Genomic DNA, 24,713 nt, shown 5'->3' on the forward strand with positions numbered 1-24,713 from the left:
CCGTGGCACCGACTCGTTCGGTGCCACGGCCCGCGCCGCGTCATACGACTTACGTGAACGTACGCAATCCTGCGTGATGACGGATCGTCCGCCCTGTGACAGACCGCTTAGGACAGAGCTGCGCGGTCCGCCGGACGTGGGCCTCCCGGGCCCTCAGGCACCAGGAGCTGCCGGACCTTCAGGCGCTCAGACGCTGCCGGACAGGCTGACCGACACCGACTCCCGTGGCGATCCGAACCGAAGACGGGTGGGGTTCGCGACCGAACGCGGGATTCTCCACGGCTCGGACGCGGCGTCCAGGCCGTCATCGACGTCCCCCTCCGGCACCCGCTGACTCGGCCACAGCGACTCCGGCTGAACCAATTCATCATGCTCGGCCATTGGTGATACTCCCCTCCCCGACCGTGACCAACACGTGGAACCGGCCGACGGTGATGACACAACGGACATGTCGGCATCCCACCGACACCCGGTTACAAAAGATATTGAACCGGTATCCGGGAGGATACAGGGGTGCGGAGTGATAATAATCATGCACGAGGGTGATACGCGAGCGATACAACGGCTTCACGCATCGTGAGCCTGCTGTAGGTAGAGTTGAATCACCGGAACGGATGGGAGGACGCACCGATGAGCGAACCGCTGATCGCGATTCCTCCGGGTGGCTGGACCACCGACGACCTCGATGAGCTGCCGGTCAGCAACTATCGCTATGAACTGACCGATGGAGCACTCAGCGTGTCACCGTCCCCCTCCAACCTGCACCAGGCGCTGAGCGCCCGGCTCTTCGCCGCGCTCGAGGATGTCACGCCGGAACCGTTCGCGGTGGCGATGGCCGTGGATATCCGGTTCGGCCGGCAGCTCACCCGCATCCCCGATCTCATGCTGATCCGCAGCGACGAGCCCGCGCGGCACTGGTTCGCCCCCGCCGAGGTCATCGTCGCGATCGAGATCGAGTCCCCGGGCAACCATGTCGAGGACCGCACCACCAAGCCGGCGCTCTACGCCCAGTTCGGGATCCCGTACTACTGGCGCATAGAGCCGGCACCGTCGCGGGTGACGATCTACCAGCACGGTCACGGTGACGCCTACGTAGCGGCCGGCAGCGGGGAACGACTCACCGTCACCGAGCCGTTCCCGGTCGACCTCAACCTCGCCGCGCTGCTCCCCCGCTGGGCACGCTGACCGCACGAGCCGGCACCTCGTCGCCTGCACCGCCGGCCGAGCAGGAAGCGGGCAGGCAACCGGGTGAAAAGCGGGCTAACCGGGTGGGAGGCGAAAGGTGAGGTCGGCGGTGGGGATCGCCGTGTCCATCTGGGCCTTCTGCAGGTGGCCGGAATAGTCCCAGTTGACCGCCTGCCAGCGGGTGACCTGGTCGAGCACCCAGCGTCCGGACTGGCGGGAGCCGTTGCCGGAGCGGCCGTTGCCCCCGAAGGGCAGATGCGCCTCGGCTCCGGACGTCGAGTTGTTCACGCTGACCATGCCAGCACCGATCCCCCGACGGAACCGGAAGACCGTCCGTGGATCGTTCGTGTAGATCGACGCGGACAGGCCGTACCCGGGAGCGTTCGCGAGTGCCACCGCCTCGTCCAGCTCCCGGTAGGTCGTCACCCCGATGATCGGGCCGAACGTCTCCTCCCTGAACACCTCGTCGCCGGGCCGGACGCCGTCGAGGATCACCGGGTGGTAGTACAGTCCGTTTCCGGGATCCCCCACGAAGCCGCGACGCGGACGGGCCGCGTCCACCCGCCCGAGCGCCAAGGATCCCGCGACCCGATGGTGATCACGGATCAGTCCAAGGGTGTGTTCGAAGCCGGCGGCGAAACGCAGGTCGAGCAGGGGCCCGTACAGGACGTCGGCGAAGGGGTCACCGATCCGGGCATCCTCGACCGCGGCCACCAGCCGGCGGAGGAACTCGTCGTGCACCGAGGTGTGCACGATCGCCGTCCCCAGTGAGGTGCACCGCTGCCCGGCGCTGGCGAACCCGGAGAACACCGCGCCGGCGACAGCCGCGTCGAGGTCCGCGTCGGGCGCGACGACCATCGGGTTCTTCCCGCCCAGCTCCAGGCAGGGGGTCTGCAGATGCCGCCCGCACAGCTCGCCGATCATCTTCCCGACCTCGGTCGAACCCGTGAACCCGACCTTGTCGACGAGCCGGGCGTCCAGGGCCCGTTCCAGGCCGGTGAACGTCTCCACGCCCTCGGCCGGGACGAGCCCCACCACGCCGTGGGGTACCCCGGCGCGCAGGATCAGCTCGGTGAACGCCTGCGCGCACGCGGCCGAGTAGACCGCCGGCTTCCATACGACGGTGTTGCCGCACAGCAACGCCGGGACGATGTACCAGGACGGCACCGCCACCGGAAAGTTCCCGGCGGTGATCGCCACCATGACGCCCACCGGTTCCCGGAAGGTGAACAACTGCTTGTCGGGCATCTCCGACGGCACGGTCTCGCCGTAGAGGCGCCGGCCCTCTCCGAGGAAGAAGCGGCAGGTGTCGACGACCTCCTGCACCTCACCGCGGGCCTCGGCCAGTGGCTTGCCGACCTCGCGCGTCACCAGCCGCGCCAGCGCCTCGGCGTTGACCTCGACGAGACGTCCCAGGTTCGCGATCACGGTTCCGCGGACCGGCGCGGGCACGTCCGCCCAGTCGGGCTGGGCCGCCCGTGCGACGGCACAGGCGTCCAGCAGGTCGGCGGGGCCGGCGAGCAGGACCTCGGCGACCACTTCGTCGAGGTGCGCGGGGTTCGTCGAGCGGGTCAGGGTACGGGCCGCTTCCCGCCTGCGGTCGGCGGACCCGGCGCCGTCACCGATCAGTGCTTCCACCCGACGCGGCGGGACGGCCGGGCGAGGCGGTGCCTGAGGAATCTTCATGTCGACGACCTCATCATCCAGTCGATCATTTTCTCGATCATTCAGGCGATCATCCGGTCGGGCTCGAATCACCTGACCAGGATCGGATCACCTGGTCGGGACGCCGGCCAGGACCCGGTCGAGGGCGTCCACACCGAGTTCCAGCTCGGCCGCGGACACGGTCAGCGCGGGCCGGAACCGCAGTGCGCGGACGCCCGCGGGCAGCACCAGAACACTTTCCTCGGTGCGCATCCGGCGCACCACGTCATCCCGGCACTGCGCCGAGGGGAGGTCGATCGCGCACAGCAACCCGCGTCCGCGGGGGTTGGAGACCCGTGACGGATACCTGCCGGCGAGTTCGACCAAGCCTGCGAGCAGGTCACGGCCCAGGTCGCCCGCGCGTGCGAACAATCCGTCCGCCTCCATGACCTCGAGCATGCGCCGGGAACGGACCATGTCGACCAGGCCGCCACCCCAGGTCGAGTTGATCCGCCCGGGGACCCGGAAGACGTTGTCGGCCACCTCGTTCACCCGCCGGCCGGCCATCACCCCGCCGAGCTGCACCTTCTTGCCGAAGGCGACAACGTCCGGACGCAGGCCCAACTGCTGGTAGGCCCAGGCCGAACCGGTCAGTCCCACCCCGGTCTGCACCTCGTCGAGGACGAACAATGCGTCGTGGGCGTGGCAGAGGTGTTCCATCGCCGCAAGGAACCGCGCCCGCAGGTGATTGTCGCCGCCCTCGCTCTGGATCGGCTCGGCCAGGAAGCAGGCGATGTCGTGGGGATGGCGGGCGAACGCGGCCTCGGCCTGGGCCAGCGCGGCCGCCTCGGCCTCGGCGAGGTCGGCCAGGCCGCGCGCATCCAGCGGAAAAGTGACCGACGGCGTGTCGATACGGGGCCAGTCGAAGGTGGGGAACCGGTCGGTCTTGACCGGATCTGTGTTGGTCACCGACAGGGTGTACCCGCTGCGGCCGTGAAAGGCATGCCGCAGGTGCAGCACTCGGGTCCCGAGCGACCCGGACCTACCGGCCTGGGTGTTGTGGCGGCTTTTCCAGTCGAAGGCGCACTTCAGCGCGTTCTCGACGGCGAGCGCCCCGCCTTCGACGAAGAAGAGGTGGGGTAGTTCCGGGTCGCCGAGAACACGCGCGAACACTTCGACGAATCCGGCGTAGGCGGCGGTGGCGATGTCGGGGTTGGCCGGTTTGTTCACCGCCGCGGCGGCGAGCTCGGCGAGGAAGCCGGCGTCACCGGTCAGCTCCGGCGGGTTTATCCCCAGTGGCGCGGACGCGAAGAAGCTGTAGAGATCCAGGTAACGCCGGCCGTCACGGGCGTCCACGAGCCAGCTGCCACGGCTGCGCTCGACGTCGAGGACAAGACCGAACCCGTCGGTGATGACGTGGCGGCCGAGCACCTCGAGAACGTCGTGCGGCGCGATTGTCGTGCTGGTGATCGTGCGAGCGGCCGTGTAGGCGTGCGCATGAGGGGTCGTGGTGGTGGTGGCGGCGGTGGCGGCGTCGGCCCGGTCCCGGACGGGCGCAACCGTCGGCGTCGGTGCGGCAGCCGCGGCGGACGTGATCGGCATCCTGTTTCCCCTTTCCGTGCAGGACTCGCAGAGGATGGAGAAAACTTTCTGTTGATACCCGTAGATCGTCAATATACTCGATCGAATACCTGAGATCTAGATAAATTTTCCCGCCCTACGTCGAGAGTGTCGAATTACCGACGCGGACCGCACCGTGCCGCCAGTAGCCGATGAGCATCAGAGAGAATCAGGTGCGCCAGCCGCCGATCCGGCAGATGGACGGCGTCCGAAGGGGGAAGCGTGCTCCAGCCACTGGCCAGCGACGATCCGCGACAGATCGGGCCGTACCGCTTACAGAGCCGGATCGGCGCCGGCGGCATGGGCACCGTCTACCTCGGGTTCAGCAAGGACGATCATCCGGCGGCGGTCAAGGTGCCCTCGCCCGGTCTCGCCGACGACCCGGAGTTCCGCAGCCGCTTCCGCACCGAGGTGGCCGCCGCCCGACGGGTGCGTGGCGGAAGCGTGGCCGCCGTCCTCGACGCCGACCTCGACGGCCCGCGCCCGTGGATGGCGACCGAATACGTCGAAGGTCGCAGCCTGACCGACGCGGTGGCACAGCGCGGACCCTTCACCGGGCACCTGCTCGACGGACTGGCGGTCGGGCTCGCCGACGCCCTGGTCGCGGTACACGCCGCCGGTGTGGTCCACCGCGACCTCAAGCCGTCCAACATCCTGGTCACCTGGGAAGGCCCGAAGGTCATCGACTTCGGGATCGCGCGAGCGGCCGACTCGACCAACCACACCCGCACCGGCACCCTGATCGGCACCCTGGTCTGGATGGCCCCCGAGCAGCTGCGGGGCGAGCGTGCCGGCCCTGGTGCCGACATCTTCGCCTGGGGCGCCTGCATGGCGTTCGCCGCCACCGGCCGCCAGCCGTTTGCCGGTGAACGGCCCGAGGCGGTCGCCGTACAGATCATGACCGCCGAGCCCGACCTGGCCGGCATCCCCGCCCACCTCGCCCCGGTGCTGGCAGCCGCGCTCGACAAGGACCCGGCGTGGCGCCCGACCGCCGCGCACCTCGTCGCGCGGCTCGTCGGGCACGACGTCGCCGACGCGGGCGAATCCGTCCGGGCGACCGAGACCGCCCTGGCCCAGTGGTGGTCGCTGACGCCCCCGCCCACCGCAGCGCAATCCGCGCCACAAGCTGCGCCACAATCCGCGTCCGGGCCGTCGGTCCACGCCCACCAGCCGTCCTACCAGCAGGTGCCATCCGAACGCTGGCAGGCGGAGTCCTACCAGCCGCGGTGGGACCAGACGCCGGCTACCCGCCGCCCCGCCCAGCACCACGGCCCCGCACAGGCGCACAGCCCTGCGCCGACCGGCCCGGCACGGCCCCGCCGCCGCGGCCGGCTCGCCACGGTGGTGGCGGCGCTGCTGGCAATAGCCGCCCTCGGTGGCGTGGCCACCGCCATCGCGCTGCACGAGCGGGACTCCCGACTCACCGCGCAGAACAGCGCGCCGTCACCGTCGTACCGGCAGATCGCGAACCCAAGCAAGACGCCAGCTACCCACCGCAACCCCACGACAGGCCCGAGCAGCGTCCGGACCGCCACCCCCACGCCCCGGGTCTCGCGCACGGGCACACCGACAGCGAGCACGACGCCTGGGCACCTCACCCTTGCCGAGGCGTCGAACATGCTCAACGAGCGCGGCTTCACCGTGACCGACAGTTCCGGCTTCACGCGGGGGCAGACCCTCAACGTCCTGATCGGCCGGAAAGCGGACTCCCCGAACGTCCCCCAGCAGTTCGGGTTCTTCTTCGTCGGCACTGAGATGATCGGTAAGGATTTCGCCGAGCCGAGCGCCGGCATCAGCGTCGCGGCCGCGCGGGAAACGTCCGCCGTGCTGCGCTACAACCTGTACGAACCCTCGGACAAGGTGTGCTGCCCATCCGGGGGAAATGCCGACGTGACGTTCCGTTGGGACGGGACAAAGCTGAACGTGGATCCCTCGACGATCCCACCGAGCGACCCGGCCGCCCACGGCAGCCGCCGCTGATCAGACGTTTCTCTCCGCTGGTGCGCGGCTGTCCACTGGTGCGCGGCTGTCGGCCAGTGCGCGCCGCACGTGCCGGTCACCACGTCCGCCGTCGAGCTGCCCGTGCCCGGGAGAAACGGGAAACGGAAACGGCCGGGTGCCGGCTCGCCCCGACAATTCTCCTATCATATCGGCCATGACGGGTATCTCCGCATGGTCGGCACGGGACGTTCGGATGACGGCCGCCGGCCAGTGGCCGAAGCAGTGAGCAGCAGCACCGAGAAGCGGCCTCCTTTTGTCCCGTTGCCCCCTTCCCCCGCGCCCTCCGGGACATCCCCGGATCGCGGGACGGCACCCTCGGCGGGTTTTGTGGCCGCGGCCCGCGCGTGGGCGGATACACCGCGGCGGCTCGTGTGCGCCGCCGTAGCGGTCACCCTCGTACTCGTTGCGTCGACCCTGCTTCTCCTGTTTCTGATCGCCTCCCGTATCGACGCCATGCGGAATGCCAGGGATCAGGCGGGTGCGTTCGTCGTTGGGGCCCAGCAGGTGCGGGCAGCCCTGTCGAAGGCCGACGCCGCCGCGGCGTCACTGGTGTTCGAGCACGTGGAGCTCGACAAAGGCGGGCGGCAGGAAGCGGCGGCCCGGCAGACCTATGCCGACGAGGCCAGAACGCAGGACGACGTCGACGACAACCTTGCTGTGGCCGTCGAGGGAGTGCTGAGACTGCGACAGTTGAACCCCACGGCGTGTCCGCCGCGGGCCGCGGGACCGACCGCCCCCGCGTGCGCGGGAAACCTTCTCGACGATCTGGGGCGGCAGACACCCGTGTACGCCGGCATGGTGGAGCGCGCACGGGCGAACAACCGGGTCGGAAACGCTGTCGGTGAAGCGTACCTGCGCAAGGCGTCGGAACTGATGCGGACCGAAATGATCCCTGTTACGGACAGGCTTGTCGCCCTCGGCGCCGGCGAACTCGACAGGGCGTTCCGGCAGGCCACGCGCGGGCTCGGCGAACTCGGCATCACGGTCATGCTCTGCCTGTCCGGCCTCATCCTGGTCGTTTTACAGGTCGCCCTCGCCCGGTTCACCCACCGGGTCTTCAACCTCTGGCTCATCACCGGAAGTCTGCTCCTGGTCGTCGTCGCGGGGTGGACCGCCTGGGCCTTCTCCGCCCAGCAATCCCGTCTCGTCCGGGCCCGGGACAGCGGATATGACGTCATGACCATGCTGGCCCAGTCCAGGGTGCTCGCGCTACAGGCCCGCGCCGACGAGAACCTGGCGCTGGTCTCCCTCGGAAACGGGCGGGCCTATGACGAGGGGTTCGACCAGGCGGTGAAGGCCCTCGGGTACGATTCCGCCGGCAATCCCCGTGGCCCCCGTCCGGGAGAAAGCCGGGGATCCCTGACAACGTCGCTCGACCGGCTCGCGCCGGGAGACGTTCCGCCGGCCCTGACCGACGACCTGCGGACGTGGTTGAATACCCGATCGAAAGTCGTCGAACTCCTCAGGAAACCGTCGGAGCCGGGCGGGAAGGACTCCTTCACCGAGGCGACGCGCCTGACGGTCGGGCCATCGGCCAATGCGTTCAACCAGTTCGACGAAAAGCTGGCCGACCTCCTGGACAAGAGGCAAAGTCACTTCGAAAACGGGATATCGGCGTCACTGTCGCCGTTGAACATATTCAAATGGTTCACCTTCTGCATCATGCTCTTAAGTACTATATTCAGCCTGGCCGGTCTTTGGCGGCTGTACAGGGAGTACCAGCCATGAACGCGCGGATCCGCCGGCGCCGCGGGGCCGCGTGTCGCTGGGTCACGGCGATCCTTCTCGGCATCACGGTGGCGGTGACGGGCTGCGCCACCACGGACAGCCCCCTTCCCCCGGAGGCGAAACCGCTTTCCAACAGTACGTCGCAGCCGTCCGCCATACCCGGTGCCATGACGGCGCCCTCGCCCTCCGGGACCGCCGCACCCACCGCGGCACCGGACACCTGCGCGGACGGCCGGCCGGTCCGGGCGAGCGTCGACCCGGCCAACCCCATGCCCGTTCCCGGGCAGATGCCACCCGGTTCAGCGATGGCGGCGATCGTCGACCGGGGATATCTGCGGGTCGGAATCAGCACGGACGTCCCACCCTTCGGTTCCATGAACTGGCAGAAGCTCGAACTCGAGGGCTTCGACGTCGACATCGCCAAGGAAATCGCGAAGGCACTCTTCGGGACCGCGGACGGCCGGGTCCGATTCCAGGCCGTGACGATCGACGACCGAATCAACGTAATCAGTCGCGGTGACGTGGACATTGTCGTGGCGATAATGACAATCACATGCGAGCGCAAACAGAAGCTGCGCTTCTCCGGTGTCTACTACGAGTCGGGGCTGCGTCTACTCGTCCGGAGGAACGCAGGTTTCACCCGCATCGAGGATCTCGCCGGTTTCCACGTGTGCTCCACGACCGGAAGCACCTCCCTGGCAAAACTGAAGAACCTGCCCCAACCCGCTCCGGCCCTGGTCGCCATGGAACGCACCGCCAACTGCCTCGTCGCTTTCCAGACCGGGCAGGTCGACGCGATCGCGACCGATGACGTGATCCTCGCCGGTATGGCGTCTCAGGACCCCTACACCGAGGTGCTCCCAGCCGCCTTCGACCATGCTCTGGGCAATGAGCTCCGCACGCTTGAGGAGCCGTACGGGGTCGCGATGCGGATGACCGGCAACACGGTTTCCGACGACCAGTTCGTCGCCTTCGTCAACGGGGTTCTGCGAAACGTCATGCAGGGCGGGCGCTGGAAGCAGATCTATGACCGATGGCTCGGTGCGGAGCTCGGCTCCACCGACAGCCCACTGGCGAAGAATGCGAACTGGCCGCACTGACGGCCGTCCTGTATCGGCAAACTCCGAGATCTTCGGTTGGCAGCGTCACACCCGGCGGTGGATGTCGCGGGCGGATGCCTGGTCGCGCGGGAAGAGATCCATCCGGGCGATGGTCACGTGGGGCGGGCGGGTGACCGCCCAGGTGACGGCCTCGGCGACGTCGTCGGCGGTGAGGGGAATGGTACCGGCGTAGACCGCCTCGGCCCGCTCGGCGTCCCCGTCGAAGCGCACGAGGGAGAACTCGGTGTCCACCATGCCGGGGGCGATCTCGATAACCCGGACCGGCCGGCCGAGCAGTTCCAGACGCAACGTCTGGGCAACCGCCGCCGCAGCGTGCTTGGCCGCAGTGTAACCGCCCCCGCCCGGGTAGACCTGATGACCTGCGACGCTCGTGACCACGACGATACGGCCGTTACCAGAAGCAACCAGGGCGGGGAGAAAGGCCCGCACGGTCCGGGCGACACCGGCGACGTTGGCCTCCCACATCCACCGCCATCTCGCCTCCTCGGTCTCGTCCGCCTCTGCCACCGGGGCCAGCCCGAGTGCGCCTCCCGCGTTGCACACCACGACCTCGCAGGAAGCGACACCGGCCGCGAACGCCTGGACCGACGCGGGGTCGGTGACGTCCAGGAGGCGGGTACGGGCAGCCGGCCCGATCCCGGCCGCGACCGCCGCCAGCCGGTCGGCGCGGCGCGCGCCGAGCAGAACGTCGAAACCCGCCTCCGCGAGCGCCCGCGCGGTGGCGGCACCGATGCCGCTGCTGGCACCGGTGACCACCGCCAGCCCCCGGGCACCGGTGGGGGCTGCCAGGGGCCGCGCAGAAGCGGCAGGATCGAGGGAACCGGAGGAACCGGGCGCGGAAGCCGTGTCGGACGTGTCAGCGGGCACGACCGCCATTGTCACCTGTCAGGGCCGGGAGCCGTGCCCGGGCCGGGGATCCGTGCCCGGACGGCGCGGGAAGCCGCAGGCCCGGACCTGTCATAAGTACGGTTATGACAACCACGGTTCTACAAGCACTCGGACGGGGAGAACGTTGCGACGGCCTCCTGGCGTCGTGAGCCATCTGACGTGGTCTGGGTAACCGCGGCGGTCAACCGCCGTCCAACGCCACGACGCGCAGCCGATCGGCGATCTTCTCGACTTCCGCCACGCCTCGCGCGACGTCCATGACGAGGCCGAACGCCTCGTCGTCGGAAAGGCCGGTCGCATGCCGGTTGACCTCGAGGAACACCACCGCCGCCAACAGGCCAAACGCTTGTTGCCGTCGACCAGAGGGTGACTGCCGGCAACCAAATGCAGGAGCGCGGCGGCCTTCAACGCGAGGGTCGGATAGGCGTCCTGACCGAACGCGCTCGACCGTGCCCGGGCCGCCGCCGCGTCGAGCAGGCCTACGTCCCGCACCGGACCGGTACCGAGGCCGCGTACCAGGGTGAGCAGATCCTCCAGATCCAGGTACTCGACAGGACTCACACGGTGCCCAGACGGGCGAGCACATCCCCCACTGGTCGATCATCCGATTCGCGCTGTCGCGCACCCGGGCAGTATGGCCGGCCCGCTCGTAGCGCTCCAGGACGGCACGCCGGATGATCTCCTGCCGGGAGACACCCTCGCTGGCCGCCAGGACCGTCAGGGCGTGCTCCAGTTCCTCGTCGGTGCGCACCGTCAGGGCCATGTCAACGACGATACCGGTCCGATACCAAGAACATCGCACCGCCGGACGATAAACGATCACCGCTTCTGCCGGCCACCGTATGGTCCTACCGGCCGCCGTATGGGTCGCGTAGCGGCTGCCTGGCGTGCGCCCCCCGGATCGACTGTTCGGCCTGCGCCGCCGGGCCCGCCGCGACGTAACGCTGCGTCCGGCCGCCCGGGAGTACGTCGCCTGGTCAATAAGCCGCGCCAGGGCACGCTACGGCCAGCCCGGCAGTACGCGCCGCTTCGGCAAGGACCTTGTCGTACGTCAGCATCACGTCCAGCGAGTTCCTGAGATCCAATGCCGTCGCCAGATGAATCGCGTCCAGGGTGCGCAACCGCGGCGGTGGCACGCTGGCAGCGTCGCCGAGCACCGGTGGTGTGATCTCTACGATGTCGATATCGGCAGCGAGAAACGAGTTCGCGGCGTCGACCATGGCAGGGTTCACCAAGCCGAGTAGCCGAGCCAGCTCGACCCCCAGCAACGCCGACGAGACGAACATCGGCGGCTCCGGGTGGCTCGCCAGCCACCGCCGCAGATCCGACGACTCCTTCTCGGCGACAAAGAGCTTCGCTACAGCCGAGGTATCAAGATAGACCCGACTCGCCATCAACCTTCGCCGCGCAGATCAGCGAGCCATTCGTCGGAGCTACGTCCAGTCGGATTGGGCGCAGGCTCCGGCAGATGCGCCAGATCGAACGGACGCCTGGCAGGGCGAATCACCCCCGCTGCCACCAACTGCTCATAGCGGTCGTCGGCCGCCGGTACGATTCGCGCCACCGTCCTACCTCGGTCAGTGACCTCGACCGTCTCCCCAGCACGAACCAGCGCAAGAACACGCGCGGTCCGCTGAGAGAGTTCACGCATGCCCACGCGTGTGGGCTCATGACTGGCCGCCGCTGTCATGGACCAGATGTTACTACATGTACAGCGCAGGATGGACATCGCATCGTCCAGGACCGACAGCCGGCGTCGGACCCGCTACGTCGTCAGGCTCGCAGCCGTCATCGCGCCGAGTTCCCAGCAGGCATCGCGGGCGGCGGCATCCACTCCTCCGATGACGATGACCGGGTCGCGTAAGCGCTTCCACCGCGGGCCGGTGGCCCTCACGGTGTGGAGCCCCGGTTACGTCTCGTCGCGCACGGAGGCGAGCAGACCGATGGTCCGCATCACATCTTTCTCGCTGCCGACCGGGCTTACCAGCAATTCCGTCACTCCGGCCGCCGCGTACCGCCGGACCGCCCGCGCCACAGCCGTCTCGTCCCCCGCCACAACCGTCTCGTGCAGTCCGGACATGCGCTGACGGTCGAACATCGACCGGTAGCTCGCAAACTGGGCCGCGAACCCCATCTGGTCGGCAACCTGCTGGCGGACGCCGCCCACGTCGGCGGTGACACTCGCGACGACTGTCGCCACGATGCGGGGAACCGGCCGTCCCGCGGCCGAGGCAGCCCGGGTGAGCGTAGGTCCGATGTAGTCCGCCACGGTCTCCGGGGTCGTCCATACCGTCACCGTGCCGTCGGCAAGTTCGCCGGCGATCCGCAGCATCGCCGGCCCAACCGCCGAGACGAGTACGGAGGGTGGGGTGGCGCCGGGCGCGGCGGACTGCCCCACCGCGGTGAGGGTCTGCCCACGGTATTCAACGTATTCGCCGCGCAGTAGGGGCCGCAGCGCCGTCAGGTACTCACGGATGTGTCGGGCGGGTCGCTCGTACGAGCACCCGAACTGCCCTTCGATTCACGGCGCGCGGGGCGAACGTGTCGATGGAGGAGATCTCCCGTGCGGCTCAGCTCGGCACCGGCACTCTCTACCGTCATTTCTCCGATCGGCAGGCGCTGCTGGAGTGCATCGCGGCCGACGCCCTCCGCCAGCTTCTGGCGTTCAGTAGGGCCGAGGTCGCTCGGGACATGTCACGGTGGCTTGTTCTGCTTCGGATCGTGGAGCACTGCGTCGGGTTGCCACTGGCGCTGATCAATTCGTTGTCCGGCAGCACGCCGATCAACCCGGATCGGTCGCGGCTGGAAGGCGAGCTCAACGACCTGCTCGAACGGATCGCGCAGCAGGCCCAGGACGAGGGGACCCTGCGCCGCGACATCCCACCGCGCGGATCAGTTCGGCGCCAGGCAGGCGGCGGTCGTCGCGCCGAGTTCCCAGCAGGCTTCCCGGGCGGCGGCGTCCACTGCCCCGATGACAGTCACCGGGGCACGCAGGCGCTTCCAGCGCAGGCCGGTCGCGATCGACTCGACCGCCCGGACCGCGCCGATCGTGTCGCTGTTGCCATGCACGTACAGCGCATACGGACGGCCCACCGTCGCGTCCAGGCACGGGTAGTAGATCTGGTCGCAGAAATGTGCCGAACCCTGGTCACGAGTGTTTCACTCTTGGCGACATTCCTGTCGGGCCCTCAGCCGCCGCCCGCCCGACCAGCAGGCAGGCCGGTCGGGCGGCGTCGACGCGGAACCGCATGGTCCGCGGCGGCGTCCGGGTCTGCGCCCCTCAGAGACCGCTGGCCAGTTCGTCGCCCTCGTTGTCGTCCTCGTACGGAACGGGCTCCGCCGCACTGACGGACGAGGAGTGGGCGTTCATCGAGCCCTACCTGCCGATCGGCGGGTTCGGCCCGTACCCGCAGCGGCTGCGCTGGCAGTTCGAGGGTGTGGTCTGGCGGTTCCGGACGGGCGGGCAGTGGCGGGAGATGCCGCGGGAGTTCGGGGCCTGGCCGACGGTGTCCAACCGGTTCCGGCAGTGGCGGGACGCCGGTGTCTTCGACGCCCTGCTGGAGGGCCTGATCGCCGAGGCCGGGACGCGGGGTGCGGTGGACGTGTCCCTGGTCGGCGTGGACTCCACCACCGCCCGGGCCCATCACGACGTTGCCGGGATGCACCTGGGACGGGGATGTGATCACCGCCCTGGAGAAGGCCGCTGCCGAGGAAGAGGGGAAGGCCCGGCACAAGGGGGCGGCCCGGACGGACACGACGGGCAGAACGCCGGAAACGACCCCGGGCGGGAAGAACGCCGGCGTCGCCGGCGTCGGCACAGGCTCCGGCTGACAGCCGCCCTGCTGGGGCGGTCGCGGGGCGGGCAGACCAGCAAGGTCCACCTCGCCGCCGACCGCAACTGCCGGCCGCTGGCGTTCGTCCTGACCGCGGGGCAGGCCGCGGACAGCCCGCAGGTCATCCCCGTGCTGACGACGGCACGGGCCCCCGGGCCCGCCGGTCGTCCCCGCACCCGACCCGACGCGGTCGCCGGGGACAAGGCGTACTCGTCCCGCGGCAACCGCGCCTACCTGCGCAGACGCCACATCACCGCGGTCATCCCGGAAAAGACCGACCAGGTCGCCCACCGGACGAGGAAGGGCCGCAGGGGTGGGCGGCCCGTCCGCCACGACGCCGGCCTCTACCAGGAACGGAACACCGTCGAGCGTCTGATCAACAAGCTGAAGGCCTGGCGAGGCATCGCCACTCGCTACGACAAGACATCGGAAAGCTACCTCGCCGGTCTCCATCTTCGCGCCTCGATGATCTAGATCAAGGAGCTCACGCAGACCACCCCTTGATCACAACCAAATACACGCCCTAGTCGGGCAGCGGCCGATCGAGGAAGGGGAGGAAGGAACGGACGTCCCGCAGCGTGAACCCGCTCGCGAGCAGTGCGAATGTTGTCGACCCGTCTCCGGGCATCGCGGTCGGTAGCCGGTCGATACAGGACTGCGGACGAACTGGATTCCTGGTCCATGCGGACGCTACCGCTGTCCGAGGTGGTTCGGCGCGATGAACCGTTCTCAGACCCGACGCAGACGCATGTGCGCGCAACCCGTGGCCACGCTGTAGCGCCTGGTCCTCCACCCTCACGGACTACCGTACGGGTCGCGTAGCGGTCGGCCGGCGTGCTCGTTCCGTACCGACCGCTCAGCCTGCGCCGCCGGCCCCACCGCGAGATAGCGCTGCGTCCGGCCATGTCCGACCTCCTCGATCAGCCCAGCCTTCTTGAGCCCCTGCAGGTCACGGACCGCCTGATCACGAGTCAGACCCTCGTCGCGGGCATAGGTGACACGCCGGACCCCATCCGGGCGAGTCGCCGCGTACAGCGCGGCGACCGCCCTCTCCCCCAGACCCGCGGCCGCGACCTGGTCAGCGAGAACACGCCAGATCTCCCGCGCTGTCTCGAGTCGCCGCTCAACCGTCTGGGCCTGTAGGTGGTGTGCCCGCAGACAGAAACGCACCCACCCGTGGGCGTCTCGGTCCGGCTGGTAACTGCCGCCCTGGGCCTCTCCGAGCGCCGCGTAGTACATGGCGGTGTTGTACGGCGACGATCCGAGCCATTCCTCGATGCTGGAGAACTCGGGCGCCAGAATCAACTCCCGGGCAAGCACGAGAATGTGCAGGCAGCGTGACATCCGCCCATTTCCGTCCCGCCATGGGTGGATACTGACCAGGTTCAGATGCGCCATCGCGGCACGGACGACGGCGGGCGCGTCGAGGTCGCCGTTCTGGAGCCACCCGCACAACTCCTCCACCAGATCCGGCAGCAGCGCCGCATCCGGCCCCGTATACACGGGAGGATTGTCCGGCGAGCCAGCGACCCAGATCGGCCCCAACCGGTAGCGTCCAGGCGATCGCTCCAGCTCACTGCGCAACATCGTGAAATGCAGGACTGACAGCAGCATCGGGTGGTACGAGAAGACCTCGAACCGGGCCGCCTGCTGCACATAGGTCAACGCGTCCGTATAGCCGGCGATCGCATCCCGGGTCTGCCGGTCGTGAGGTGTTGGCATCTCCTCACCCGCAGCCGCCGCCTCGGCATCCGCGACGCCGACCGTGAAGCCCTCGATCGTGTTCGAGCCCCTGATCGCCCCCGCAATGAGGCTCCGGCGCAACTGTCCGAGCCACCGCCTCGGTTCAGCGACCTGGTGACGCAGGTCCGCGCGGAGCCGCTCCAGCCCGGCCAGCACCTGGCCGTCAGCATCGTCGATCTCAGGGAGGCGGAACAGCATGCGATGATGCTACGCGCATCGTCGCATGGACCATCAGCTTCGCCGCAGGGCCTGCTTCCGGCAGCCTCGCTGACGTGGAGATAGGGCGCGATCACGGGAGGAACCTCGCTCCTGAGAGCTCGGCCTACATCACCAGACATGCCGCCGTCGTCGCGCCGAGTTCCCAGCAGGCTTCGCGGGCCACGGCGTCCGGGGGGCAATCACCGCGGCGGACTTGGACCGACAACCCCCTCGGCCAACTGCAGGCGTACCGACCGAGGGACGCCCGGTATCCAGGTGGTCAGATCAGGATAACGTGAGCGGCGGGCGGTCACCGGATCACGCAGGCGCTTCCAGCGCAGGCCGGTCGTGATCGACTCCACGGCGCGCACGGCTCCCGTCGTGTCGTTGTTCCCGTGGACGTACAGGACATACGGACAACCCACCGTAGCGCCTAGACACGGATAGTAAATGGTGTCGCAGAACTACCGGAAAGTCGGCTACATCAAGTGACTACGCGGCGCGTCCGTGAGAATCGAGGAGCGAAACGCGCTCGGAGTCACGAGCCACCTCAGGCGACAACAATGACCTTGACTCCAACCGCGTCATAGGTCCCCCGCCCGCGCGAGCGTCCCTCGTCGCGAGGGCCAGACCATGCTCCTTGGCGGCCAAAGCCACCAGCCCGTCATAGACGGCGCCCCCAACAATACCAACGCGACTCAACGTCATGTGAACCTTCTACGCATGCGAGCCGCCCAACGTCAGCGGTACCGTGAACCGCGCGTCGAGCAGACGCGCGGCGTCCGGCCCGGACAGTCTCGCGTCGCCAGGCATTCTAGTGAGTACCGAATAGGTCTCCGCCAGCGCATGCCCACTCAGCACAAGGTCCCGCCCACCACCATTGCACCACGTCCATGTGATGCGTGTGCGAACGCACCAGGAGCGGAACCGCGACACTCGTGTCGACCGCAATAGTCACCTGCGACCCGCGCCGATGAGGCCGAACAGGATGTCGTCGTCGACGGGCGTAGCGCCGGCCGACACGAGCACGCCGTCCTCTTCGACAAGACGTGCGGTCCTGCCGGTAGGCACGATCTGGACACCGGCACCATAGGGCGAGATATCTACCTTCGTCCCCGGGAGCAGGCCCAGCGCCTCGCGGAGAAACTTGGGCAGCACGATCCGACCTGCCTGATCGACAACGGCTTCCATGGGAAACGACACCATCTTGATCCCATCGCCGGAGGCTTCGCCCGCCATGGCGCGATGTTCCTCCAGGTCTGGAACATCGCCACCACAAGTCCGGCGAGGTGATCGCGACCCCGGCGTCCGCATCCGCGCGGTGACGGCGGGGACGAGGCCGCGGCCGGTCCTCCATAGCCATGACGCCCGGGCCACGGTCACGGGCGTGCTCGGCGCCCCAGCCCTCGTCTGCGTCCTTGGCCTGGCCCGCGCTCAACGCCATCATTGCCTTCGCACTGATGGCGGTCTCCCGCACGTGGCGACTGCTCGCGAACCCGCAGGAGATCGGCCTCAGTCCGCCTGGACGCCGAGCTGAAAGATAACACGCTCCCCCTCGCCCACAGGCTCCTGGAAGTTGGCGGAGTAGCATGCCAGAAGTTCGTCGGAGACGGTGACGCTGTTCGCGTCGTTCCGCTGGTTGCGGATCGCCAATCGACGCCGGAGCGTCGCCAGATCGGCCGGCAGGAAGACAAGCTCCCATCGACATCCGTGTCTCTCGATCGCGGTCTTGTATTGATCACGGGTGCCCCGGTTCCAGAAGCTGTAGTCGATGACTGTCGGAACCCTCGCCTTCATCAAACGGACCAGATCGCCCCACAGTCGCTGCTCGGCGGTCGACCTGAGATGCTCGTACTCTGCGGGGTCGAGTTCAGCCGCATCGCGGCCGGTCCATACCCACACAACCTCGTCGATCGACAGTCGGACATAGCCGCGGCGCTCAAGGGCCCGCGCATACGTGCTCTTGCCCGAGCCAGGCAGGCCGCACATCATCACCACGAGACCGCGCTCTGTCCCAACGAGGTCCGGGAGAAGATCCGCGCCATCCACCACGGCGAGGCTACAAGATGTCGAAGCCCCAGTCTTCGCCAGATGGCGAGCCACGACACGCCCAGGAGCGCTGGACTACACATCGGGCATCAAGCTGGCAGCGACAGTCGCCCCAAGCTCCCAGCAGGCGTCGCGGGCGGTCGTGTCCACCTCGCCGAGGACGGTGAGCGGGTCGCGCAGACGCTTCCATTTCAGACCCGTCGTGATCGTCTCGACGCCGCGGACCGCGCCGGTCGTGTCGCTGTTCCCGTGGACGTAGAGCGCGTATGGCCGACCGATGGTCGCCTCGAGGCAGGGGTAGTAGATCTGGTCGCAGAACTTGCGGAAAATCGCGTGCGCCGCCTGGTCACACTGCTGCCCATCAGGTCGGCTCGGCGCCGCGGCGCTCAGCTCACGCCTCCCCAGCCCCGACCTCGCGGCCACCAGCGCCTAGAAAGCCTGGACGAGACCGCGCGGCGCGAACTGGCCGAGGAGACCGGCGTAGAGGCTGGGTCTCTGCACCTCGAGCAGGTAGAGCTCTACTCCGCGCCCGACCGGGATCCGCGGACCCCTCGGGTCATCACCTGCGCCTATCTGGCCATCGCGCCGAACCTGCCGTCGCCGCGGGCCGGCTCCGACGCCCGAACGGCGCGCTGGTCACCGGTCGCCGAAACGCGCGAACTACGCCTCGCGTTCGATCACAACCAGATCCTCGCCGACGCGGTCGAGCTCGCCCGCGACCAGCTCCAGTTCCGCGCGATCGCGCCCGCGTTCTGTCAGCGCGAGTTCACCATCGCCGAGCTCCGCGAGGTGTTCGAGGCCGTCTGGGGCGTCAGTCTGGACAAACCAAATTTTCATCGCAAGGTCACAGACTCGCCGGGGTTCCTCGTCCCGACCGGACGCAAGCGGCCCACCGGCAACGGCCGCCCCGCCACGCTCTATCGCGCCGGCCCCGCGACCGCGCTTGTCCCGCCGATGATGCGACCCTCGGCACCTGCTTCCTGACAAGTATCGGCCCGTACCTGAAAAAATTTCGCTTCGAGACTTGATGTCGAGATGACACGAACATAGTCTGGTCACGAAGAGGGCACGGCCGACGAACTTTCGACGGCCGTCCGCTGCCGAGTTCAGCACCTGCCCGAAAGGCCGTCACGCTGCCGCGACGTTTTTACCCCACCGGTCGAGCCTTCGTTTGCCCTGCCAACATTGTCGCCGAATCTCGCCGCCGCCAGCACGTGGCCGGTTCTTTCCGCACCTGGTCACCTTCGCGAGGAGCCACTCATGATTGTTCTCCTGACCGCGCTGAACGCCGAGTACAGCGCGATCCGAGATCATCTGCCTGCCGCCGAGCCGCGTACGTGCACCGGCGGGACCATCTTCGACGTCGGCGAACCGACGGGCCATCCCGGCCGGTCGGTCGCACTCGGCGTTCTCGGCGCCGGAGCGCTGACGGCGGCGGCATTGACGGAGCGAGCGCTGACCGAGTTCGCCCCGACGGCGATCTTCTTCGTGGGCGTCGCCGGCGGGTTGCGGGACTGGCTGGAGATCGGCGACGTCGTCGTGGCGACCAAGATTCACGCTTATCAGGGCGGCCGCAGCGAGGATAACGAGTTCCTCGTCCGGCCGAACGCCTGGCAGGTCTCCCACGAGGTGGAGCAGGTGGCCCGCAGGCTGCCGCGTGACCCGCGCTGGTGTGCCGGACTGCCCGGCGCGGCGGGCCGGCCGGCGCCCGCCGTGCATTTCGAGGCGGTCGCCGCCGGTGACGTCGTACTGAACTCGAGGACCTCCTGGATAGCCGAGCAACTGCGTCGACACCACAACGACGCCGTCGCGATCGAGATGGAGAGTTCCGGGTTCGCGCAGGCAAGCCATCTGCACAGCCGAGTGTCGATGGCGACGATCCGCGGCATCAGCGACCGGGCGGATGGCACGAAGAGCGCGACGGACAGTCGCGGCGGGCAGCAACTGGCCGCCGCGAACGCCGCCGCGTTCGCCATCGCGCTCGCCGCGGCCGTCGACGAGCGAGGCGAGGCCGCGGGAAGAACGGCCGGCGGCCGGCGGCCGACACCCCCTGTGGCGTCCCACAACACCAACATCAACAACGGCGGCCAGGTCGGCACCCAGACCGGCGTCAACTACGGCGACATCCGCACGACGTGGGCCGGGGCGCCCGACAGTGAATGACGACGAACAAGGCTCCGACGGGCCGGAACGGCCGTATTACCGAGAGAACAGGAACGAGGCGCGGGACCACGCTCAGGTCGGCGCCCAGATGGGCGACAACTATGGCTCCGTGTCGAACTCGTTCGGCGCAAACTACTTCAATAACGGGGAACCGCCCGAGGATCGACTGCGACGCGCGGTCAACTATCTTACCAACGAGTCGCCGCGAGCGGCCGAGCCGATTCTTGACGAACTCATGTGGGACCGGCAGCCCACCACCGAGATCGCCTACTATTATGCGCTGTCCGTCCTCGGCGGCCGGTCTTTCTATGAAATCGACAAGGAGTTGATCGAGAAGATCAGGAAATCCTGGGAATTCTGTTCGCCGCACGCCGGCGACCCTTGGTGCGAGGCGCTGGACGTGGTGATGGTCCTGCTGCGGTGCCTGCCCCGCAAGGCGGCTGAGGACGCGGCATCCGACGCGACCGCGTGGGACACCCAATGGGGCGACCTCCAGGCGTTCGCGAAGGTTCCCGTCGAGCGGCAGGACGAGATCCGCCAGAACCTCGCGCTGATCGCGAGCGGCCGGGCCAGGGAGTGCCTCGAGGAAGGCGTGCGCGAGCGGGTTCTCGCGGCGAAGGTGGAGGACAACCGGGCGGCGCGCACCTGGAAGTTCTTCGAGCCCGAGCCCCTGGAGCCCAGGCCCTACCCGCTTCCGGCGCTGGACGCGAGGCCGCCCGGCTGGCGGCCGTTCGCCGGCGGCGCGCTGTTCCTCCTGGCCGGCGCGGTCCTGCTCGCGGTGGACCGGTGGTGGGTCGCGATCCCGGTTCTCGGGGTCATTCTGACCATCACCCGGCTGCTGACGGCGTTCGGCGTGGTCCCGGCGGCGCGCCAGCTCTTCGAGGCGTCTCAGGAGCACGAAGCGCGACGGCTGCGGACGTTGCGGGAGCCGAGGTCCCCCGGGCACTGGGTGCCGAAGCAGCTGGCCACCGACATGTGTCGCGTCGTAGAGGAGCAGTTCGCCAAGGCCCGCCCGCACCGCCGCGGGATCTGGTCGGAGCAGACCGTCGAGGTGCGGGCCTATCTCAAGGAGCGACTCATCGCGCAGTACGGCAACTCGCGACGCCCGGCGGACGCCGTGGCCTGGCTGGCGCACTGGTACGCGCACCGGGCCGCGACACGGCCCGGTGCAGCCTGGCAGTCACCCGACGCCGACGAGCCGGAGTCGGACCCGGCCGAGACAGCGAGCCCGCGCGGCCGGCTGTGGCTCGGCACGGTGGCCTCGGCGGCCACGCTCGGCGCACTGGTCGCCCTCGGACAGCTGCCCGCTGCGCTGTTGCTCGGTATCGGCGAGGCGTGGACCGCCGTCCTGGGCCAGCGGCTGGCCGTGCTCCGCCACGCGATCGACCTGCGAGCACGCGCCGAACAGCGCGTGCTCGTCGCGGACCAAGAGGGGCTGGCGCACTGGCGGAAGCTGCTCGAAGACCGGCCGAGTGACGACGAGATGGCCCGCTGGTTGGCAATGGACAAGGCGCACCTGCGGTTTGACGCCATCGAGCGGGCCGGTCTCACCCAGGACGAGGTCGTCACGCACGTCGTCATGACCGAGCGTGCCACGGGTGCGCGAGAGCAGCGTGTCCTGGGCCGGCCAGTGCGCTACTCGGCGTACCTCGTGCGGGTCTTCCTGCTGACCTACAGCGGGGTGCAGGAGGTGACCGCGACGCTCGATTTCCATACCGGCGACGTGCTCGACGAGCGGCGCAGTCATTTCAGCTACGTGAACGTGGCATGCGCGGACGCCGAGGAGAAAGGGGCACGCGGTGTACGGGCGGGGAAAGGGGAGCCGGTCCGCCGAGAGCGGCTCAAGGCGGTCACCTTCTCGCTACGGCTCGTCAACGGCGAGGAGGCCGTGTCGGTGCGGGAGGCGTACCGCCTGCCGGACAGCGACGTCACCCTCGACGACGAGGGCGGGGACTTCACCAGCCTCGTCCTCGACGACTCGGGCTTCGAGAGCGTGCTGCGCATTCTCGAGTCGGTGGCCTCCGAGGGCGGTGACTGGATTCGCCGCGACCTGGAACACCGTGAGCGCTGGGCCCACAGCCTGTTCGACTGACCGCGCCTCGACGGGACGAAAGCGAGACAGGACCGATGAGTGAGAACCCTTCGAGTAGTCGCACCGCCGAGGTGGACCTCGCGGAGTACGAGCACCTGAAGGCTGAGCAGCTGGGCCGTATCGGTGTCCGGGACAATCTCGTCTACGCCACGCTGGCGGCCTGCGGCGGCGTGGTCGCGCTTTCCTTCGGCGGCGAGCGGCCACGCCCGGCCGCCCTGTTGCTGCTTCCCCCTGTCTGCCTCCTGCTCGGCTGGACCTATGTGGTGAACGACCAGAAGGTGTCCGCGATCGGGCGCTACCTGCGCCGCGTGCTCGGCCCGCGGCTGGGCGCGGGGGAACAGCACGAGTCGCTGGGCTGGGAGACCGAGCGCTATCGCGATGCCTCCCGCCGTCGCCGCAAGCTCGCCCAGCTCGGCGTGAACCTCACCCTGTTCTGCGGTTCCAGCGTCGGCGCGCTCGGCGTGTTCTGGTCGCTGACCGCGCCCACCGCGTGGCCGCTCCTGGCTGTGTCGTTTCTCGAGACCGCCGCGGCCGTCCTGCTCGCCGTGGAGATCGCGCACTGCTCCGAAACGACCACGACTTTGTGAACCGCCGTTCCTCGGGGGCCGGAGAAACCATCCGCCCGCGCGTCGGCGGCCGTCCCGCGCTGGCCTCCGCCCCGGTTGCGGTCAGGCTGGCGCGGCGGCGTGCCGGACGATCAGGTCGAGCGCCTCGCGCAGGGCATCCCGTACCCGGTCCTCGAGGACCAGCCCGTCCGGCCCCACCGCGTCTCGTTCCACCGGGACGCGGACCGGGCCTGACGTCAGGACCCGCGCGCCCACATAACCGAGCACGGTCGCCAACGTGGCGTCCGCGCCCCCGCCGCGGCCCTCGGCGGCCACGTTGAGCCAGCCGACCGGCTTGCCGTAGAGCTCACCGCCACCGACCGTCCAGTCGAGCAGGTTCTTCAGACTGCCCGGCAGCGATCCCGCGTACTCCGGCGTGCAGAACAGCACCACGTCGGCCGCGTCGATGCGCCGCCGCAGCTCGGCCACCGCGGGGTGGACCGGCTCGTCGTCGCCGGGAACGAACGCGGGCAGGTCCGCCAGGCCGTCGTACAGCTCGGCGACGAGACCCTCGGGAGCCATGGCCCGTACGGTGCGCAGTGCCGCCGTATTGGTCGAACCGCCGCGCGTGCTGCCGGAGATGAGCAGAACCCTCGTCTCTACGCCCACCCGCCACACCCCTTCGAGCCCTCGGGACCAACACCCTCCAGCGACCACCAACGCACGCTCCGCGCCGGCTACTCCGGCCACCGGGCGCAATCATGCGTGCCCTGGCTACGCCCCCGCGGCAGACACGTACACCGCTATCTGCCGGACGAACTCGTCAAGGTCGTCGAGGGCATTCAGTCGAGCAACGACGATCTCATCCTTGACGTCGATGTAGTCGTGGACGAGGACGTTTCTGAAGCCGACAGCCTTGCGGAGCGACAGTGCGAGCGTCGCGGCCAGCGCTCCATGGTCGCCAAGGAGACGGACTGCGTCGCCGTTGTCCGCCGGCGGACCCCAGCCCCGCGTCGCGCAGATGTGCTGCGCGACGTCGACGCAGGCCTCGATCGCTGTCACGAAGGTGTACTTCACCCCACGCAGCCAGATCGGGTCCGCTCGGCGCTCGTCGTCGGCGTACGCCTCGCGGCGGAGCACGCACAGGTCGTCGGTGATCGCGCGGAGCAGGCGCAGCACCCGGGTCTCGTCGACCACTGGCTACACGCTCCGGTCCAGAAGAGCCGCGGCGAACTCGCGGTGCGCCCGCGTGATCCGCGGAAGTTCGTCGAAATAGATCTTTCTGGTCATCGCCTCCCAGCGCACCCGTGCGGCCCGGTCGTCCTCGAAGAGCAGCCGCCCGCCGGCCGCGACCCTGCCCGCGAGCTCGAGCGGCGCGTTGTCAAGGACGAGGAGGTCGACGCCGGGCGGCAGGAGTAGGTCGAAGGAGCTCGGAGGCTGCGGCCCGCCGAAGTAGGCGGCGACATCGATGTCCGAATCCGCCCGCTGAGACCCGACGGCGTGACTACCGTGCAGATAGGCGAACTGGGCGCCTGCCTGACGCAACATGGCGACAGCGTCGCGCGTCGCGATGGCAACGAGCGTCTCGTCCACTCCCCGATCATCGCAGACACAACGGCCGCGCGGCACTCGGCTTCCACCCGCGTCGCCGCACCGCGTCGTTGACGTGGTCGCAGGCCTGCTCGGCCGGGACAATCGGCCCTTCGGCGTCCGCCCGGGCCTGCGGCTGGGTCCGGATCCGGTCTCAGGTGCCGTCCCGCTGCCAGTTCCGAAACAGACCGTAGATCGTCTGTCAGGTGTCTCAGCGGGCCGGCGCGTCCCGCCACGGCGTCCCGGTCCGCCTCCGCCAAGTGCAGGCCACCATCAGATCCACAGGCAACCCGGGACATACGTCTGAAACAGT

23 protein-coding genes and 7 pseudogenes are annotated in these 24,713 nt (G+C 68.9%); 9 read left to right on the forward strand and 21 right to left on the reverse strand.

Going from position 1 to position 24,713, the window contains the following annotated elements; translation table 11 throughout:
* Window positions 1–186 precede the first annotated feature (186 nt).
* The gene (locus CV1CTNOD_RS15715; protein WP_131786827.1) at window positions 187–381 is read right to left on the reverse strand and encodes a hypothetical protein; all 195 of its coding nucleotides are present in this window, start codon (window positions 379–381) and stop codon (window positions 187–189) included.
* A gap of 249 nt (window positions 382–630) precedes the next feature.
* Here CV1CTNOD_RS15715 and CV1CTNOD_RS15720 point away from each other — a divergent pair, with 249 nt between their 5' ends.
* Window positions 631–1,185 (forward strand): Uma2 family endonuclease, encoded by a 555-nt coding sequence (locus tag CV1CTNOD_RS15720; protein ID WP_131786828.1) that lies wholly within the window; start codon window positions 631–633, stop codon window positions 1,183–1,185.
* Window positions 1,186–1,260: 75 nt separating this feature from the next.
* On the opposite strand, the gene CV1CTNOD_RS15725 is transcribed toward CV1CTNOD_RS15720, so the two are convergent.
* Both CV1CTNOD_RS15725 and lat read right to left on the reverse strand, forming a co-directional pair.
* Entirely contained in the window at window positions 1,261–2,871 is a 1,611-nt protein-coding gene (locus CV1CTNOD_RS15725) for an aldehyde dehydrogenase family protein (protein WP_131786829.1), read from the reverse strand.
* Between the two features lie 87 nt (window positions 2,872–2,958).
* Window positions 2,959–4,431 (reverse strand): L-lysine 6-transaminase, encoded by a 1,473-nt coding sequence (gene lat, locus CV1CTNOD_RS15730; protein ID WP_131786830.1) that lies wholly within the window; start codon window positions 4,429–4,431, stop codon window positions 2,959–2,961.
* A 240-nt stretch (window positions 4,432–4,671) separates the two neighbouring features.
* Between lat and CV1CTNOD_RS15735 the strand changes: the two genes are divergently transcribed.
* The 3 genes from CV1CTNOD_RS15735 (at window position 4,672) to CV1CTNOD_RS15745 (ending at window position 9,278) form a co-directional block, all read left to right on the forward strand.
* On the forward strand, window positions 4,672–6,429 hold the full coding sequence (locus CV1CTNOD_RS15735; protein ID WP_131786831.1) for a protein kinase domain-containing protein: 1,758 nt from the start codon (window positions 4,672–4,674) through the stop codon (window positions 6,427–6,429).
* Between the two features lie 390 nt (window positions 6,430–6,819).
* Window positions 6,820–8,178, forward strand: coding sequence for a hypothetical protein (locus CV1CTNOD_RS15740; RefSeq protein ID WP_207386476.1), 1,359 nt, complete (start codon window positions 6,820–6,822; stop codon window positions 8,176–8,178).
* Window positions 8,175–9,278, forward strand: a complete 1,104-nt coding sequence (locus tag CV1CTNOD_RS15745) for a glutamate ABC transporter substrate-binding protein (RefSeq protein WP_242606732.1) — start codon at window positions 8,175–8,177, stop codon at window positions 9,276–9,278. The genes CV1CTNOD_RS15740 and CV1CTNOD_RS15745 overlap by 4 nt, the downstream gene beginning before the upstream one ends.
* Before the next feature lie 45 nt (window positions 9,279–9,323).
* On the opposite strand, the gene CV1CTNOD_RS15750 is transcribed toward CV1CTNOD_RS15745, so the two are convergent.
* From CV1CTNOD_RS15750 to CV1CTNOD_RS15790, 9 genes and pseudogenes are all read right to left on the reverse strand, one after another.
* Window positions 9,324–10,088, reverse strand: coding sequence for an SDR family NAD(P)-dependent oxidoreductase (locus CV1CTNOD_RS15750; protein WP_347402944.1), 765 nt, complete (start codon window positions 10,086–10,088; stop codon window positions 9,324–9,326).
* A gap of 280 nt (window positions 10,089–10,368) precedes the next feature.
* Window positions 10,369–10,521, reverse strand: coding sequence for a hypothetical protein (locus CV1CTNOD_RS26780; protein WP_242606739.1), 153 nt, complete (start codon window positions 10,519–10,521; stop codon window positions 10,369–10,371).
* A 62-nt stretch (window positions 10,522–10,583) separates the two neighbouring features.
* Window positions 10,584–10,748: pseudogene (locus tag CV1CTNOD_RS27895) on the reverse strand (alcohol dehydrogenase); the annotation flags it as partial.
* Between the two features lie 136 nt (window positions 10,749–10,884).
* Window positions 10,885–10,950 (reverse strand): annotated as a pseudogene (locus CV1CTNOD_RS26790) (CopG family transcriptional regulator); the annotation flags it as partial.
* 214 nt (window positions 10,951–11,164) lie between these two features.
* Complete coding sequence (locus tag CV1CTNOD_RS15765) at window positions 11,165–11,581, reverse strand: type II toxin-antitoxin system VapC family toxin (protein ID WP_131786834.1); 417 nt, start codon at window positions 11,579–11,581, stop codon at window positions 11,165–11,167.
* Window positions 11,581–11,916, reverse strand: a complete 336-nt coding sequence (locus CV1CTNOD_RS26795; protein WP_347402943.1) for a type II toxin-antitoxin system Phd/YefM family antitoxin — start codon at window positions 11,914–11,916, stop codon at window positions 11,581–11,583. Before CV1CTNOD_RS26795 ends, CV1CTNOD_RS15765 begins: the two co-directional genes overlap by 1 nt.
* A 36-nt stretch (window positions 11,917–11,952) precedes the next feature.
* Window positions 11,953–12,081, reverse strand: coding sequence for a hypothetical protein (locus CV1CTNOD_RS27395; protein WP_278043921.1), 129 nt, complete (start codon window positions 12,079–12,081; stop codon window positions 11,953–11,955).
* 15 nt (window positions 12,082–12,096) lie between these two features.
* Window positions 12,097–12,708, reverse strand: coding sequence for an LLM class flavin-dependent oxidoreductase (locus tag CV1CTNOD_RS15780; protein WP_131786835.1), 612 nt, complete (start codon window positions 12,706–12,708; stop codon window positions 12,097–12,099).
* Window positions 12,709–13,079: 371 nt separating this feature from the next.
* Window positions 13,080–13,322: pseudogene (locus CV1CTNOD_RS15790) on the reverse strand (flavodoxin); the annotation flags it as partial.
* A gap of 209 nt (window positions 13,323–13,531) precedes the next feature.
* Between CV1CTNOD_RS15790 and CV1CTNOD_RS15795 the strand changes: the two are divergent.
* Window positions 13,532–14,494 (forward strand): annotated as a pseudogene (locus CV1CTNOD_RS15795) (IS5 family transposase).
* A gap of 321 nt (window positions 14,495–14,815) precedes the next feature.
* On the opposite strand, the gene CV1CTNOD_RS15805 reads toward CV1CTNOD_RS15795, so the two are convergent.
* From CV1CTNOD_RS15805 to CV1CTNOD_RS15825, 5 genes and pseudogenes are all read right to left on the reverse strand, one after another.
* Window positions 14,816–15,961 (reverse strand): Fic family protein, encoded by a 1,146-nt coding sequence (locus tag CV1CTNOD_RS15805; RefSeq protein ID WP_131786836.1) that lies wholly within the window; start codon window positions 15,959–15,961, stop codon window positions 14,816–14,818.
* 124 nt (window positions 15,962–16,085) lie between these two features.
* Window positions 16,086–16,425: pseudogene (locus CV1CTNOD_RS28400) on the reverse strand (hypothetical protein); the annotation flags it as partial.
* An 86-nt stretch (window positions 16,426–16,511) separates the two neighbouring features.
* A pseudogene (locus CV1CTNOD_RS27905) lies at window positions 16,512–16,919 on the reverse strand (type II toxin-antitoxin system VapC family toxin).
* Complete coding sequence (locus tag CV1CTNOD_RS15820; protein WP_131786847.1) at window positions 16,916–17,152, reverse strand: AbrB/MazE/SpoVT family DNA-binding domain-containing protein; 237 nt, start codon at window positions 17,150–17,152, stop codon at window positions 16,916–16,918. Before CV1CTNOD_RS15820 ends, CV1CTNOD_RS27905 begins: the two are co-directional and overlap by 4 nt.
* A gap of 321 nt (window positions 17,153–17,473) precedes the next feature.
* Entirely contained in the window at window positions 17,474–18,010 is a 537-nt protein-coding gene (locus CV1CTNOD_RS15825; protein WP_131786837.1) for an AAA family ATPase, read from the reverse strand.
* Window positions 18,011–18,343: 333 nt separating this feature from the next.
* On the opposite strand from CV1CTNOD_RS15825, the gene CV1CTNOD_RS15835 reads away from it, so the two are divergent.
* From CV1CTNOD_RS15835 to CV1CTNOD_RS15850, 4 genes are all read left to right on the forward strand, one after another.
* Window positions 18,344–18,994, forward strand: a complete 651-nt coding sequence (locus tag CV1CTNOD_RS15835) for an NUDIX hydrolase (RefSeq protein ID WP_242606737.1) — start codon at window positions 18,344–18,346, stop codon at window positions 18,992–18,994.
* A 276-nt stretch (window positions 18,995–19,270) separates the two neighbouring features.
* Complete coding sequence (locus tag CV1CTNOD_RS15840) at window positions 19,271–20,173, forward strand: 5'-methylthioadenosine/S-adenosylhomocysteine nucleosidase (RefSeq protein WP_131786838.1); 903 nt, start codon at window positions 19,271–19,273, stop codon at window positions 20,171–20,173.
* The gene (locus tag CV1CTNOD_RS15845; protein WP_207386478.1) at window positions 20,166–22,265 is read left to right on the forward strand and encodes a hypothetical protein; all 2,100 of its coding nucleotides are present in this window, start codon (window positions 20,166–20,168) and stop codon (window positions 22,263–22,265) included. The genes CV1CTNOD_RS15840 and CV1CTNOD_RS15845 overlap by 8 nt, the downstream gene beginning before the upstream one ends.
* Before the next feature lie 35 nt (window positions 22,266–22,300).
* Window positions 22,301–22,852: a hypothetical protein gene (locus CV1CTNOD_RS15850; protein ID WP_131786840.1), complete on the forward strand. Its 552-nt coding sequence runs from the start codon at window positions 22,301–22,303 to the stop codon at window positions 22,850–22,852.
* A gap of 81 nt (window positions 22,853–22,933) precedes the next feature.
* Here the strand turns inward: CV1CTNOD_RS15850 and CV1CTNOD_RS15855 are convergent, their stop codons facing one another.
* From CV1CTNOD_RS15855 to CV1CTNOD_RS28405, 4 genes and pseudogenes are all read right to left on the reverse strand, one after another.
* Window positions 22,934–23,479, reverse strand: a complete 546-nt coding sequence (locus tag CV1CTNOD_RS15855; protein WP_131786841.1) for an NADPH-dependent FMN reductase — start codon at window positions 23,477–23,479, stop codon at window positions 22,934–22,936.
* Between the two features lie 105 nt (window positions 23,480–23,584).
* Window positions 23,585–24,007, reverse strand: coding sequence for a type VII toxin-antitoxin system HepT family RNase toxin (gene hepT, locus CV1CTNOD_RS15860; protein WP_131786842.1), 423 nt, complete (start codon window positions 24,005–24,007; stop codon window positions 23,585–23,587).
* Between the two features lie 3 nt (window positions 24,008–24,010).
* Window positions 24,011–24,403: a nucleotidyltransferase domain-containing protein gene (locus tag CV1CTNOD_RS15865; RefSeq protein WP_131786843.1), complete on the reverse strand. Its 393-nt coding sequence runs from the start codon at window positions 24,401–24,403 to the stop codon at window positions 24,011–24,013.
* Between the two features lie 154 nt (window positions 24,404–24,557).
* Window positions 24,558–24,713 (reverse strand): annotated as a pseudogene (locus CV1CTNOD_RS28405) (transposase); the annotation flags it as partial.

The sequence above is a fragment of the Protofrankia symbiont of Coriaria ruscifolia genome (assembly GCF_900634745.1).
Classification (GTDB): Bacteria; Actinomycetota; Actinomycetes; order Frankiales; family Frankiaceae; genus Protofrankia; species Protofrankia californiensis.

Bases quoted from the DNA above. Each gene is read 5' to 3' on its own strand.
- CV1CTNOD_RS15715 (WP_131786827.1), bottom strand. From the start codon at position 381: ATGGCCGAGCATGATGAATTGGTTCAGCCGGAGTCGCTGTGGCCGAGT.
- CV1CTNOD_RS15720 (WP_131786828.1), top strand. From the start codon at position 631: ATGAGCGAACCGCTGATCGCGATTCCTCCGGGTGGCTGGACCACCGAC.
- CV1CTNOD_RS15725 (WP_131786829.1), bottom strand. From the start codon at position 2,871: ATGAAGATTCCTCAGGCACCGCCTCGCCCGGCCGTCCCGCCGCGTCGG.
- lat (WP_131786830.1), bottom strand. From the start codon at position 4,431: ATGCCGATCACGTCCGCCGCGGCTGCCGCACCGACGCCGACGGTTGCG.
- CV1CTNOD_RS15745 (WP_242606732.1), top strand. From the start codon at position 8,175: ATGAACGCGCGGATCCGCCGGCGCCGCGGGGCCGCGTGTCGCTGGGTC.
- CV1CTNOD_RS15765 (WP_131786834.1), bottom strand. From the start codon at position 11,581: ATGGCGAGTCGGGTCTATCTTGATACCTCGGCTGTAGCGAAGCTCTTT.
- CV1CTNOD_RS26795 (WP_347402943.1), bottom strand. From the start codon at position 11,916: ATGTCCATCCTGCGCTGTACATGTAGTAACATCTGGTCCATGACAGCG.
- CV1CTNOD_RS15805 (WP_131786836.1), bottom strand. From the start codon at position 15,961: ATGCTGTTCCGCCTCCCTGAGATCGACGATGCTGACGGCCAGGTGCTG.
- CV1CTNOD_RS15820 (WP_131786847.1), bottom strand. From the start codon at position 17,152: ATGGAAGCCGTTGTCGATCAGGCAGGTCGGATCGTGCTGCCCAAGTTT.
- CV1CTNOD_RS15840 (WP_131786838.1), top strand. From the start codon at position 19,271: ATGATTGTTCTCCTGACCGCGCTGAACGCCGAGTACAGCGCGATCCGA.
- CV1CTNOD_RS15850 (WP_131786840.1), top strand. From the start codon at position 22,301: ATGAGTGAGAACCCTTCGAGTAGTCGCACCGCCGAGGTGGACCTCGCG.